This is a genomic window from Streptomyces sp. NPDC021019 (assembly GCF_044333295.1).
GTDB lineage: Bacteria > Actinomycetota > Actinomycetes > Streptomycetales > Streptomycetaceae > Streptomyces.
In genome coordinates, this window is the sequence record NZ_JBIRQR010000013.1 from 35491 (window position 1) to 47907 (window position 12417).

14 protein-coding genes and 2 pseudogenes are annotated in these 12417 nt (G+C 70.2%); 6 read left to right on the forward strand and 10 right to left on the reverse strand.

Going from position 1 to position 12417, the window contains the following annotated elements; translation table 11 throughout:
- Positions 1 to 153: 153 nt before the first annotated feature.
- The 3 genes from ACH4RG_RS35970 to ACH4RG_RS35980 all read right to left on the reverse strand — a co-directional run bounded on the left by ACH4RG_RS35970 (position 154) and on the right by ACH4RG_RS35980 (position 1806).
- A complete protein-coding gene (locus tag ACH4RG_RS35970; protein WP_397923715.1) occupies positions 154 to 846 on the reverse strand; it encodes an HAD family hydrolase in 693 nt (230 codons plus the stop codon).
- A gap of 37 nt (positions 847 to 883) precedes the next feature.
- The gene (locus ACH4RG_RS35975) at positions 884 to 1393 is read right to left on the reverse strand and encodes an Lrp/AsnC family transcriptional regulator (RefSeq protein WP_397923717.1); all 510 of its coding nucleotides are present in this window, start codon (positions 1391 to 1393) and stop codon (positions 884 to 886) included.
- 89 nt (positions 1394 to 1482) lie between these two features.
- Positions 1483 to 1806, reverse strand: coding sequence for a hypothetical protein (locus tag ACH4RG_RS35980; RefSeq protein WP_398540901.1), 324 nt, complete (start codon positions 1804 to 1806; stop codon positions 1483 to 1485).
- Between the two features lie 311 nt (positions 1807 to 2117).
- Between ACH4RG_RS35980 and ACH4RG_RS35985 the strand changes: the two are divergent.
- Positions 2118 to 2396 (forward strand): annotated as a pseudogene (locus ACH4RG_RS35985) (FUSC family protein); the annotation flags it as partial.
- Positions 2397 to 2523: 127 nt separating this feature from the next.
- Complete coding sequence (locus ACH4RG_RS35990) at positions 2524 to 4029, forward strand: FUSC family protein (protein ID WP_398540902.1); 1506 nt, start codon at positions 2524 to 2526, stop codon at positions 4027 to 4029.
- Positions 4030 to 4522: 493 nt separating this feature from the next.
- On the opposite strand, the gene ACH4RG_RS35995 is transcribed toward ACH4RG_RS35990, so the two are convergent.
- Positions 4523 to 4897 (reverse strand): hypothetical protein, encoded by a 375-nt coding sequence (locus tag ACH4RG_RS35995; RefSeq protein ID WP_397923723.1) that lies wholly within the window; start codon positions 4895 to 4897, stop codon positions 4523 to 4525.
- A gap of 330 nt (positions 4898 to 5227) precedes the next feature.
- Between ACH4RG_RS35995 and ACH4RG_RS36000 the strand changes: the two genes are divergently transcribed.
- On the forward strand, positions 5228 to 5377 hold the full coding sequence (locus tag ACH4RG_RS36000; RefSeq protein WP_398540912.1) for a hypothetical protein: 150 nt from the start codon (positions 5228 to 5230) through the stop codon (positions 5375 to 5377).
- Between the two features lie 43 nt (positions 5378 to 5420).
- Here the strand turns inward: ACH4RG_RS36000 and ACH4RG_RS36005 are convergent, their stop codons facing one another.
- From ACH4RG_RS36005 to ACH4RG_RS36030, 6 genes are all read right to left on the reverse strand, one after another.
- Entirely contained in the window at positions 5421 to 6500 is a 1080-nt protein-coding gene (locus ACH4RG_RS36005; RefSeq protein WP_397923725.1) for a YihY/virulence factor BrkB family protein, read from the reverse strand.
- 157 nt (positions 6501 to 6657) lie between these two features.
- Positions 6658 to 7299: a DUF3618 domain-containing protein gene (locus ACH4RG_RS36010; RefSeq protein ID WP_397923727.1), complete on the reverse strand. Its 642-nt coding sequence runs from the start codon at positions 7297 to 7299 to the stop codon at positions 6658 to 6660.
- Positions 7275 to 7727 (reverse strand): phage holin family protein, encoded by a 453-nt coding sequence (locus tag ACH4RG_RS36015; protein WP_397923729.1) that lies wholly within the window; start codon positions 7725 to 7727, stop codon positions 7275 to 7277. The genes ACH4RG_RS36010 and ACH4RG_RS36015 overlap by 25 nt, the downstream gene beginning before the upstream one ends.
- Positions 7728 to 7745: 18 nt before the next feature.
- Positions 7746 to 8453, reverse strand: coding sequence for a hypothetical protein (locus ACH4RG_RS36020; protein ID WP_398540903.1), 708 nt, complete (start codon positions 8451 to 8453; stop codon positions 7746 to 7748).
- Between the two features lie 237 nt (positions 8454 to 8690).
- Complete coding sequence (locus tag ACH4RG_RS36025) at positions 8691 to 9236, reverse strand: DUF1360 domain-containing protein (protein WP_398540904.1); 546 nt, start codon at positions 9234 to 9236, stop codon at positions 8691 to 8693.
- A gap of 168 nt (positions 9237 to 9404) precedes the next feature.
- Complete coding sequence (locus tag ACH4RG_RS36030) at positions 9405 to 9614, reverse strand: hypothetical protein (RefSeq protein WP_397931392.1); 210 nt, start codon at positions 9612 to 9614, stop codon at positions 9405 to 9407.
- A 315-nt stretch (positions 9615 to 9929) separates the two neighbouring features.
- On the opposite strand from ACH4RG_RS36030, the gene ACH4RG_RS36035 reads away from it, so the two are divergent.
- The 3 genes and pseudogenes from ACH4RG_RS36035 to ACH4RG_RS36045 all read left to right on the forward strand — a co-directional run bounded on the left by ACH4RG_RS36035 (position 9930) and on the right by ACH4RG_RS36045 (position 12331).
- On the forward strand, positions 9930 to 10199 hold the full coding sequence (locus ACH4RG_RS36035; protein WP_398540905.1) for a hypothetical protein: 270 nt from the start codon (positions 9930 to 9932) through the stop codon (positions 10197 to 10199).
- A gap of 43 nt (positions 10200 to 10242) precedes the next feature.
- Positions 10243 to 10506, forward strand: a pseudogene (locus tag ACH4RG_RS36040) (hemerythrin domain-containing protein); the annotation flags it as partial.
- A gap of 166 nt (positions 10507 to 10672) precedes the next feature.
- Entirely contained in the window at positions 10673 to 12331 is a 1659-nt protein-coding gene (locus ACH4RG_RS36045) for a catalase (protein WP_397923739.1), read from the forward strand.
- Positions 12332 to 12417 lie beyond the last annotated feature (86 nt).

Here is a 12417-nt window from a genome sequence, read left to right on the forward strand (position 1 = left end):
CGGCGGAGTCCTGGGCGGAGCGGCGAACGACATGATCAGGATATCGGTCCGGCGGAGCCCCGGTGCCCCGACGGCCCTTTCGCCGGGCCCTGCTGACGCCCCGGTACCCCTCCTCGCCCGCCTTGCCGCCGCGAGCGCCCGCCGGGCCCCGGTTCAGTCGAGCAGCCGACGGTACGCGGCATCGGCCGTGAACGCGGACTGCCCGTCCCTGAAGAGCAGTTCGGCGGTCCCGAACGCCGGGTCGGACGCCGTCTCCGGCACATAGGGGACGGCGAAGCACCGCATGCCCGCCGCGTGCGCGGCCGCCGCTCCGGGCGGGGCGTCCTCCAGCACCACGCAGTCCGCCGGCTCCGCCCCCATCCGCCGGGCCGCCTCCAGGAACACGTCCGGCTCGGGCTTGCCGTGCGCGACCTCCTCGGCGGAGACGTACAGCGGGATGTACGCGTCGAGCCCGGTCACCGCGAGGACCGCCCCGATCGCGGCCCGGGACGAACCGGAGGCCACCGCCATCGGCACCCCGGCCGCGTACAGGCGCTCCACGAAGACCCGCATCTGCGGGAAGACCTCCGTCGACGCCCCGGCCAGCTCCAGGTACAGGGCGTTCTTGCCGGCGAGCAACTCCTCGACCGGGGCGTCGATCCCGTACTCCGCGCGCAGGACCGTCAGCGTCTCCCGGGTGCCGATGCCGATGAACCGGGTGTGGGCCTCCCAGTCGAAGTCCCGCACCCCGTAGCGGGCGAGCAGCCGCCGCCCCGCCTCGTAGTAGTTCGGCTCGCTGTCCACCAGCGTCCCGTCGAGATCGAAGATCACGTGCGGGCCGGGCGCGGTCACGGGGCGGGACGTCATGGCCCCAGCATGCCCCAGTCCTCGGTGACGGGCCCCGTCACCCCCGACCGGGCGCGGAGCCCGGCCGGTCCCGGTCGCCCGCCGCGCGCCCCACAGATTCCACCAGCGGCAGCACCCGGTGCGCCACCCGCTCGCGGAGCGCCACATCGGTCCGGGTCCTGACGACTCCCGGGAGCTGGATCAGCCGTTGGATCACGTCCTCCAGATGCCCGGCATCCCGGGCGACGACGCGGGTCAGCAGATCGCCCCCGCCCGTCGTCGAGAACGCCTCGATGATCTCGGGCACGGCCGCCAGGGCGTCGCCCACCTCGACCAGACGTCCCTGCGTGACCTCCAGGTGCACGAAGGCGAGCACGGGATGACCGAGCGCGGCGGGGGAGAGGGTAGGCCCGGTACCGGTGATCACCCCGTCGCGCTCCAGCCGGTCGAGCCGGGCCTGGAGCGTGCCGCGGGCTACGCCGAGGATGCGCGCGTACTCCCGGACGCTGGTCCGCGGCTGCTCGATCAGCAGGCGCAGGATCCGGGTGTCGAGAGCGTCCACCGCCATGATCCGCAGATCTCCTTCCGAGCCGTCCGGTGCGCCCCGACTGTACCCAGGGCGAGGGCCCCGCGCCGCCGGGGCGGTGCGGCAGCGCCTCAGCCGGGGAACGACAGCAGCCAGGCGATCAGTACGGCCGTCAGGACGAACTGGGCCGCTGCGGCGCCCCAGTACCGCCCCCAGCACAGCGCCAGCCCCACAGCCGCCGGCACGCCGCCGTACGCCGCTGAATCCGTGAACGCGACGGTTACTTCCTCGCCGTTGTGCGCGGCGGCCCAGCCGTTCATGCCGATCGCGAGCCACGCGTAGCCGCCGACGAGCGCGTCGAGCGGCAGCAGAGCCAGGAACACCAGGAGGTTCGCCCCTCCGCTCCGTGGTTCGCGTCCCTGCCGGGCCCCGTCCCCGCGCATGTCCATGTCCATGACGGCATCGTGGGCCGCCTGTCCCGTCCGGGGGATGAGTACGCGTACTCATCCCCCGGACGGGACAGGCGGAGCCAGGCGCCCGACGCGGTGCCTCGCCGTGCGAGCGACGGTGCCCGTCCCGGGTGGTCCGTTGGCACGCCGGTGGCCGAACGTCCACGAGATCTGCTGGGCCATTGGTACAGGGTTCTCCTCCCGATTTGATCCAAGAGCCCGATAGATGCTGCAATGGATCCATCGATGGCGCTGCGGACTTCCGCGGCGCCTTTTTCATGCGAGTTCTGCGGAGACGCGGAAGAAGGGGTGGAAGTGTGCTGAAGAGGGTGTTCGTGGCGCCGGACCCGGGGCGGGTGCGGCTGCGCTCCGCCGGCCGTGGCGTCCTCGGCGTCAGCCTCGCGGTCGCGCTGTGCGGCCTCGCCGGGCACTCGCTCGTGGCGGCCGTCGCGGGCGGCCTCGCGGCGCTGCTCGCCCTGTTCGCCGTGACCGACCCGACGGCGCCCGGTCGCGCGGTCACCACCGCCCTGCTCCCCGTCGTCGGCCTGCCCGTACTCGCCGTCGCCCCCGTGCTGGATCAGACAGGGCTTCGCCGGCGCCGCTTGATGCGCGGGTACGGGCGTCTTCGGCAGTCCGTGGGCGGACCGATGCGGACTCGTTGCCGACTCTCCTGATGGTGTGTCAGTTGAGTGGGTCCGTGGGTTCGGTCTTCGGAGGAGAGTCGTGTTGAAGAGGTTGTTCGTGGCGCCGGATCCGGGTCGGCTGCGCTTGCGGAGTGCCGCGCGTTCGGTCGTGGGGGTCGGCGGTGCGGTGGCCGTGTGCGGGGTGACGGGGCATTCTCTGGTGGCCGCGATCACGGGTGGCCTGGCTGCTCTTCTGGCTCTGTTCACTGTCACGGATCCGGACGTTCGTGCTCAGGCCCTGACCACCGCGCTACTGCCGGTGGTCGGTTTCCCCGTGCTCGCGCTCGCGAGCGCGTTGCATGAAACGCCATGGGTTCGGGACGCGGCTTTCCTCGCGGTGATCGGTGCGGGGGTCTACGCGCGACGTTGGGGGCCGCGCGGGAATGCGCTGGGAATTTTCGCGTTCATGATGTTCTTCGTCGCCCAGTTCCTGCATGCCACCCCCGTCCAGTTGCCCGGCTTCTTCACTGCCGTCCTCCTCGCTCTGCTGGTTTCTTCGGCGGTCCGTTTTGGTCTGTGGTGCTTCGAGCGCCGTTTTCCGCTCGCGACTGTGCCTGCTCCGGCGGGTGGTCGAGGGCTGGGGCGTTCGACGACCCGCCAGGCGATACAGGCGACTGCGGCGTGCGGGTTCGCTCTGGGGGCGGGGCAGGTGCTGTCGCACGACCGCTGGTACTGGGCTGTGGGCACCGCCTGGTGGATTTTCGTGAACACAGCCTCGCGCGGTGAGACCCTGGTCCGCGGTTTCCGCCGGGTGGTCGGCACGGTACTGGGTATTCCCGCCGGGTTGCTGATCGCTGTTCCCCTCGACGGAAATCTCGTGGGCACGGCGATCCTGGTGGCGGTATGCGTCTTCGGGATCTTCTATACCGCCGCGGTGTCGTATTCCTGGATGATCTTCGCCGTCACGTTGATGATCTCGCTTCTCTACGGTCTGCTGGGAGTCCTGAACCCTGAACTGCTCGTGCTGCGGCTGGCGGAGACCGGGGTCGGGGCGCTCGGGGCTGCCCTCGCGGTGGTGTTGGTGCTTCCCGTGACCACGCACGCGACGACCCATGCGTGGGTACAGCGCGCCCTGAGCTGCGTCCACGCGTGCACCGCCCGGGCCGCTGCGCGGCTCGCCGGTACCCCGGGTGCCGACCCGGAGCCCCACATCGCCGAACTCGAAGTTCTGCTGGGGCGTGTACGGCTCTCCCTAGCGCCCCTGGTGCACCCGCTCAACCCGCTTCGAGCCCGCAAAGCCCGCGCCCGCAAGGTCCTGGCCCTGCTCGACGATTGCGCCCGCGAGGTCCGCAGCCTGGCCGTTGTCGCGGCCGACCCCGACGCCTCGCACGACGCCCGCCTCGCGGCTGCCTGCTGGCGGGTCCAGTCCGCGGTCGAAATCCTCACGGCAACCCGGCCCGGCGCGAACACCACAGTGACCGTCCAGGCGCATCACTCCACTGCGGCAGAGCCTGCCCTTGCCCACCTCCACGACCTGGAACGTGCCCTCGCCGAACTCGTCAGCCCGCTCAGCCACGCCCCGTACGCGACATCGACAAACGCCTGAAGTCGCAGGAAAGTCACACGTAAGCCGGCCCGGCCTTCTCGGAATCCCAGACGACTTGCTTCCGGTGACGCACCACGTGGAGTGCGTCGTGATCCTCGCGGCGTAGTCCGCGCCCTGGTCGGCTGTCGGCGTGCTGGTCGAAGACGCGCCGCCGACAGGCGGCCGACAGGTCCCGTAGCCACGGGGGACCTGTCAGGAGCACTCCGAGGCCGCATCGCGGCTACCAGATCGCAGTGACAGGGAAGCGCCGAAGTCGCGGGCCGACGTGCTCCGGCGCTTCGAGCGGTTCGGCTGGTCGGGAGGGCACCCGTCGGCCGGGAGGGCGGACAAGACCGTGATGAGGCCCTCTGACCAGGCTTTTATGAAGTCACGTCCCCCGGTCCGGGGATGCACGCGAACGTCCCCCGGACGGGGCCGACACATCCCGTTGAAGACCTGAGTCAGTCAGGCGGTGGGTCAGGCCCCGCCGGAGAACGCCTCTACATGCTTACTGTCAGGCGGTGACGCTGAACTCGCCGATCTTCTTCATGCTTGAGCCCCTGACGGAGTACACCCAGAAGTTGATCTTCTTGCGTTCCGCCACGGCGTAGTTGCAGGTCTTGCTGCTCTGGCCCCTGGTGCTGCAGTGCGGCGTCAGGTAGACGTTCGTGCCCGCGAACTGGCCCATCGTGTAGATGTACCGGCCGTCGGTCTTGGTGTCCTTGACCGTGAGAATCTCACCGCCGGCGGACCACGAGATCTTGGCCCCGGGGTAGGTGAACGTCGCCGCCTGAGCCGCGCCGGCGGAGACCCCCACCATGGCGAGCGCGAGAGCGCCGGCGGCCAGGGGCATGGTCAGGTGCTTCCTGAGCCTCTTCAGCTTCTTCAACTGTCTTCCTCCGTAGTCGGGAGTATCCCGGTGCTTACCGTTTCACATGCCATTCGCGACACCGTCGCCGGGCGAACTCAGAGATGGTGGGCACCGCTTGGTGACGCGGGCGCTGTGGCCGCGAGATCCACATCGCGGCGTGACCGACCCGGCCACGCGAGAGGCTCCGAGACGATCGGCTCCCGCGTGACGATCAACCGTTCATCTCACTGACGGCGACCCGGCTGAAACGGGGCATCCGCGCGTCGCGTAGACCGCCGTCGGCTCCCTCAGCGCTGTCCTCGCCGTGCTGCTGGTCCTCCCCGTCACCACCCATGCCATCACCGACGCGTGGATCCAGAAGGTCCTGCGGTCGTCCACGTCTGCACGGCGGAGGCCGCCGACCCGGCCCTGGCCCACCTGCACGGCCCGGAGCGCGCATTCGCCGAACCTTTCAGCCCGCTGAGCCACGGTCCTCGCGCGGCGTCGACGAACGCCTGAAGAACCCTGGCCCGGCCCGGGGGTCGCCGGGGCCGGGCGGTTTTCAGGAGCCGCTGTCCTTCTTGTCCGCGCGGGGGCCGGCGGGGCCGGTGTCGCCCATGGCTCTGCGGTCCTCGTCGGTCCATTTGCGGGTGTCGCGGGGGGCGACGTACGGCTCCTCCGTCTGTGGGTGGCCGCCGATGACGGCCCGCTCCCGGGCCATCTCCGCGTCGAGTTCCAGGCCGAGCAGGATCGCCAGGTTCGTGATCCACAGCCAGACCAGGAAGATGATCACGCCTGCCAGAGCGCCGTAGGTCTTGTTGTACGAACCGAAGTTGGCGACGTAGAAGGCGAAGGCGGCCGAGGCCACCATCCAGATCAGCAGCGCCAGCAGGCTGCCCAGGGAGACGAACTTGAAGCCGCGGTTCTTGGCGTTCGGCGCCGCCCAGTACAGGAGCGCCAGCATGACGGTCACCAGCACCACCAGGACGGGCCATTTGGCGATCGACCAGACGGTCATGGCCGTGTCACCGACACCCAGGGCGGTGCCGAGCTGGCGGGCGATCCCGCCGGAGAGCACGACGATCAGCGCGCTCACACAGGCCAGCACCATCAGCACCAGCGTCAGGCCGACGCGGACCGGGAGCACCTTCCAGGCCGGCCGGCCCTCGGGTACGTCGTACACGGCGTTCGAGGTGCGCATGAAGGCGGCCACGTAGCCGGACGCGGACCACAGTGCGGCCAGCAGACCCACCATCGCCATCACCCAGCCGGCCCCGCCGCTGGACTGCAACTGGGTCACCGCGTTGGTGAGGACGTCGCGGGCCGCTCCCGGCGCGAGCTTCTGCAAGTTGTCCAGCACGGTCCGCGTGGTCTCCCTGCCCGCGATACCGAGCAGGGAGACCAGGACCAGCAGGGCCGGGAACAGGGCCAGGACGCCGTAGTACGTCAGCGCGGCGGCCCGGTCGGCCAGCTCGTCCCGCTTGAACTCGCCCAGGGTGCGCTTCAGCACCGCACCCCACGACCTTCTGCCGAACTTCGCCGGCGAGCCGGGCGGGGTAGGGTCCGCTCGCGTGTGCGCGCCGGCACCCGACCGGCTTCCCTCCGGGCCCAGGCTGTCTCGATCATGCTGCTCGTGCGCCATGGGATTCACACCTCCTCGACGGTGTGCGGCCGGCGACCTCACGGCCGCTTCACTCTGCTGGGGGCGGACGACACGCCTGCGGGGCGGGGCCCCGGAGCGGGGCCCCGCCCGACGCCGGACGCCTCTCAGTGGCGGACCGGTCCGTGGAGCGGCCGAGTCAGCTCCCGGTTTGCCGGGCGGCGTCCTCTCCGACTTCGCGCAGTCCCGTCCCGGCCTCCTGCCCGGCGTCCCGTGCCTTCCGTTGGGTGGTGCGAGCCGCGTCCTGTGCGGTGCTCCTCACCGCGTCCACGGCTTCCGTGGCAGGTCCGCGCATGTCCTCCTTGACGTCGTGGGCGACGTCCTGGGCGGTCTGCTTCACGGGTTCGAGGAGATCGTCGGAGTGCTCGCGGAGCTGTGCGCCGACGCGTTCCTCGGCGTCCGTGGTGGGAAGCAACGCGGCGGCGAGCATGCCGGCGCCGAAGGCGATGATGCCCGCGGCGACGGGGCTGCCCTGCGTCTGGCGCGTGATCCGGTCGGGGGCCTGGCGTACGGATCGGCCCACCTGGTCGGCGGTGTGCCTGACCGCGTCCCCCGCCTGGCCGGCGGTGTCCGCGACGCCTTGCGTACCCGAGGCCGTGGTGTCGCTCGCCGCACCCATCACACGCTCCTTCACGCGGGTGATCCGCCGCTGCGTGGCGTCCGCCTTGCGTCGCGCGACCTTTCCCGGGGCGACCTTGTCCGCGAGACGGTCCACGTTGTGGGCGAGGTGGGCCCGGGTGTCTTCCACGTCGGACTTCAGCTCGTCGGGTTGCGTGCCCATTGCGCGTCCTCCTTCAGCGTTTCCACAGTGCGTTCGGGCTTGGCGCTGACCGTGCTGAGGCGTTTGCGGCCGACCACGAAGAGAACGGCGGCCAGGATCGCCCAGAACCCGGTGACGATCAGGGCGGCCCAGGCCAGGTCGACCACGTGTGCGAGGCCGAAGACGGCCGCCAGACTGCCCATGAGCAGCATCAGATGACCGGCGTACCCGGAGCCGGCGAGCATCCCCGCCGCCTTGCCCGCCCGGGTCGCGCTCTCCTTGACCTCGGCCTTGGCCAGCTCGACCTCCTCGCGCACCAACTGCGTGAGGTCCTCGCTGATCTCGCCGACCAGCTCTCCGATGGAAGGATCCGGCGACGGTGCGCGGGTGGAGCCGGCGGACGGGGCGGCCGGCTGGTCGGTGGTGTGTTCCGAAGCTGGTGTGACCACGGCTCGGTTCCCCTCTCCCTACGGCTGCTGCGGATCCGGATACGGGCCGCTCATCGGGGCCTGCCCCGGTGCGCCTGCTCCCCCGTCGGACGGAGTGAGGGGCGGCGAGGAGGGTGGCGGGGGGGTGCCCGGGGCCTGCTGGGCCCCGCGTCCCGTCCCGACTCGTGGCACGTTCGGGCCCGTACCGCTGTTCGTCGGGCTCGTGTGTCGGCCCTCTCCGCCGTCCGCGGACTTGGCCCCCTTGGCGAGCCGGGCGGTGGCGAAGCCCGCGAGCGCCGCGCCCGCCAGGAACATCCCGGGACGACGGCGTGCGAAGTCCTGCACGTCGTCGAGGAGACCGGCTGGCCCCCTGTCCTCCAGGTGGGAGGCGGCCTGGTGCCCGCGGTCCGCTATCTGCTTCACCGCACCCGCAGCGGAAGAGTCGCCGTCGCTGTTGCGGCTCATGTCGTGCAGTTCGTCGGCGAGCCGTCGTACGTTGTCCGCCAGCCGCTGTGTCTGCGAGCGCGCCTGTTCCTCCAGTTGGCTGCGCAGCTCGCCCATGACGTCCTGGGCCCGTGCCGTGGCCTCACCCGTCACATCGGCTGCCTGTTCCCTGGCGGTGCCCGCCACGTCACCGGCCTTCGAGGCCAGCAGATCGGTGCCCTCGCTCGCCTTGTCCCGTGCGGTCTGTGCCGTCGTCGCCGTCGTTCCGTCGCCCGGACGGCTCGAACTCTCGAAGTCGCTCAAGGCTCCTCCTAGGTCGGCCCTGCTTGGGAGGTGTCTCGCGTCGTCCCCTCGACGCTTCCTCAATGGTTGCAAAAAGGGTGAACATGCGCGATTGGGGCCTCAAAGAGAGTGTGGGGAAAAGCCGGGCCCCCTCCGGGAGGCTCACGGACGGCGGCGGGATGGCGTTGGCGAGTTCGATGGTCGTTCCGCACCGCCGTGCAGCCGGCCCGGGGATCGGCCATGGTGGCGTCGCGGGGCTCAGCCACTGTTCTTCTGCGTCAGGCAGTCGTAGCCCAGTTGCAGAGTGTCAGCCACGGCGAGGGCGGTAAGGCCGCCCGTGACCGTGCGTGTGGCGCGCGGCCACAACAGATGGGCGCCGGTGAAGGTGGTCGTCAGCCAGACGCTCAGGCAGAAGGGGCAGGTCGCGAGCTCACCCACGGTCGACCGGAAGCGACCTCCGCGAGGGCTTTCGTTGACTTCGGCAGGGCCCGCCACTGAGTCGTACCGGGTGAATGGCGCTCGGAGCGGGCTCGTGACGGAGCCCTTGCTGAGAAGACGGCCGAGTCGGAAGGCGGCGGCTGCGGTCAACAGGAGATCCAGCGGTTGGTGGCGGTCCGGAAGCTCGTTCCTTCGCACGCTCACCGTGGCGCCCCAGACGCCGGTGTAGGCGGCGAATGCGACCAGGGCGCCGAGGTGCCCGGCGAGTTGATGCTCCTTCGGTGCCGAGTAGGCCCTGTTCACGCGGCGGAAAACCTCCCCTGCCCTCCACAGCGGGGTGCTTTCCCCGCGCACGTCCTTCTTCATGACGGATACCTCCGGGGAGCGCGGGCCGGGGACTCGTACCTCGCTGCGTGAGGGCCTGCCACGCGGTGATCCCGGAGCGCTCCTCGCCGGGTCGGCGGGCGGCCGATCCGTACCCCGCGCGCGTACGCCGGAGCCAAGGCGTCCGGACTGACCCGGACCTGCTGACATTCACGCGTCTTCGTCGTCATCGTCGGCTTCCCTGTCTCCTTCGGCCTGGGAGGGCGTCGTGCGTCCGGGGTCCGCGGTCCGGTGCTCCGCGGCTTGGGCCGTCTCGCCGTCCGGGCGCTCGCCCTCGGCCTGCGACGGTGTCTTCTCCTGCATCAGTCGGCTCTCTTCGTCGTCCTGGGCGGGTGCTGCGGTGACACCGCCCCCGTGCATGGGAGGAGTGCCCGTTTTGGGCGGAGGTAGACCTCCGTGCCGCGATCGTGCCCCTCGCGCCTCAAGACGGATCGGCGGTGGGCACGACCGGTGGCGGGCGGCGGACGGGGTCGAGCCGGCAGAGGGTGGACGTGAACGGCCACCCGGCGCCCAGGACGCACACGTGCATGATGATGTCGAGCAGAGGCTGGTGATGACTGGCGGCCAGCAGGGGTGCGGTGAGGCAGTCACAGGCCGCCGAGGTGCAGGATCGCGGCGACGGGTGGGAAAGGGATCGCGGCCGCGGGCCTGAGGGGCACCCGCTTCCGTGTCGGCGTGACCTGCGAGTCGCCCGTCGACCCGGGCGAGTCCTGGTGGGAGCAGCTCGTCCACCATGAGTACAACGAGTGCTCCCTGTACCACCCCTTCATGGAGCAGGAGGGCGACCCGGCGGTCACGGCGATCTCGGAGCCGCACCGGGACACGGAGCCGGAACACTCGCACATCGCTGCGGACCTGATGCGCCGGCACGACGGCCGTGAGGCGGCGGAGGTCTGCGCGCCGTCGCCGCCCAACGCGCTCACGTTCGAGCCGGACACGTCCTAACAGGGACTGAACAGTCCGACGCCCCCCGGCCGACCACGACGCGGTGGCGCTGCTCATGCGCCGGCACGGAGTGATCCGCAACCTCTTCGACGAGGTCGAGGGGAGCAGCGGCGACGCACGCAGGGACGCCGTCCGGCGGCTGGTCCGTCTCCTGGCCGTTCACGAGACGGCCGCGGAAGAAGTGGTCCACCCTCTCGCCCGCCGTACTCTCCCCGGCGGCGAGCAGGTGGTGGAGGACCGTCTCCAGGAGGTGAAGGCCGCGAAGGAGGCCCTCGCCGACCTCGACAGTCCGGACACCGACGACCCCGCCCGGGCAGCCGGTCGACGCGTCGACTGTGCGGTGGCCGCACAGAGACCGCAGTGGTAGCTGTGGGAGCGCGGACGCGCACCGCGTTCCCACCTCCCGCGGTTCGGTTTTCGCCTGCGGTGCGGCTCCGCACCGCACTACGGAACGAGAGAAGGAGTAGTTGGCTGTGACAGACGTAGCGAGCGCCGGGCCGGCCGCGGACGACGACCGGCCGGAACTCACGAACCGGCAGGGCCATGCGGTCTTCGACAACCAGAACCAGCGCACCGTCGGGGCCCGCGGCCCCGCCACTCTGGAGAACTACCAGTTCCTCGAGAAGATCAGTCACTTCGACCGGGAGCGCATCCCCGAACGCGTGGTGCACGCGCGGGGCGTGACCACCTATGGCTACTTCGAGGCGTACGGAAAGTGGGGCGATGAGCCCATCGCCCGCTACACCCGGGCCAAGCTGTTCCAGGAGGCGGGCAAGCGGACGGAGGTCGCGGTCCGCTTCTCCACGGTGATCGGCGGCCGTGACTCGTCCGAGGCGGCGCGCGACCCCCGGGGGTTCGCCGTCAAGTTCTACACCGAGGACGGCAACTGGGACCTCGTGGGCAACAACCTCGGTGTGTTCTTCATCCGGGACGCGATCAAGTTCCCCGACGTCATCCACGCTCTCAAGCCCGACCCGGTGTCCCACGAGCAGAAGCCGGGGCGCATCTTCGACTTCATGTCGCAGACTCCGGAGAGCATGCACATGCTCGTGAACCTGTTCAGCCCCCGGGGCATTCCGTCCGACTACCGCCACATGCAGGGCTTCGGCGTGAACACGTACAAGTGGGTGAACCCCGAGGGCGAGTCGGTGCTGGTCAAGTACCACTGGCTTCCCAAGCAGGGCGTCCGCAGCATGACGGCCGAGGACGCGGCGAACGTACAGGCTCATGAGCTGGGGCACGCCACGAAGGACCTCTACGACGCGATCCGGCGGGGGGAACACCCCGAGTGGGAACTGGTCGTGCAGATGATGTCCGACGACGACCATCCCGAGCTGGACTTCGATCCGCTGGATGACACGAAGACCTGGCCCGAGCAGGACTTTCCACCCAAGGCGGTGGGCCGGATGGTGCTCAACCGGGTGCCGGACAACTACTTCGCGGAGAACGAGCAGGTGTCCTTCGGCACCGGCGTACTGGTCGACGGGCTGGACTTCTCCGACGACAAGATGCTGGTCGGGCGGACCTTCTCCTACAGCGACACCCAGCGCTACCGGGTGGGCCCGAACTACCTGCAACTCCCCGTCAACCAGGCGAAGAACGCCCACGTGGCCACCAACCAGCGCGACGGGATGATGGCGTACGACAACGGTCACCACGGTGAGAACCCCGAGGTGAACTACGAGCCGTCGATCACCGGGGGACTGCGTGAGGCCCAGTACCCGACGCACGACGAGCAGGGCCCGGAGATCCGCGGCCGCCTCACCCGTAAACGCATCCCCCGGACCAACGACTACCTCCAGGCCGGCCAGCGCTACCTCCTCATGGAGGAGTGGGAGCGGGAGGACCTGGTGACGAACCTCGTCGGCATGCTCTCCGACTGTGACCGGGCCGTGCGGGAGAGGATGGTCTGGCACTTCCTCCTCGTCGAGAACGATCTCGGCCGCCGGGTCGGCGACGGGCTGGGCATCACCCCGCAGGACGTCAAGGGACTGCGGCCCCTCGCGAGCCAGGACCTGTCGGAGGACGACCGTGAGCGTCTTGCCCGCCTGGGCGAGAACCCGCCACGTGACGTCGAAGGGCTCACCATGACGCACTGCGTCAGCAACGAACGGCACGTCGTCGTTGGCTGAACGGATCATCGGCAAGAGGGCGCGGCCGGATCAGGCAGTCGGGTCCTCCTCCAAGGAGGAAAGCCGGGTCCTCCTCCCAGGAAAGA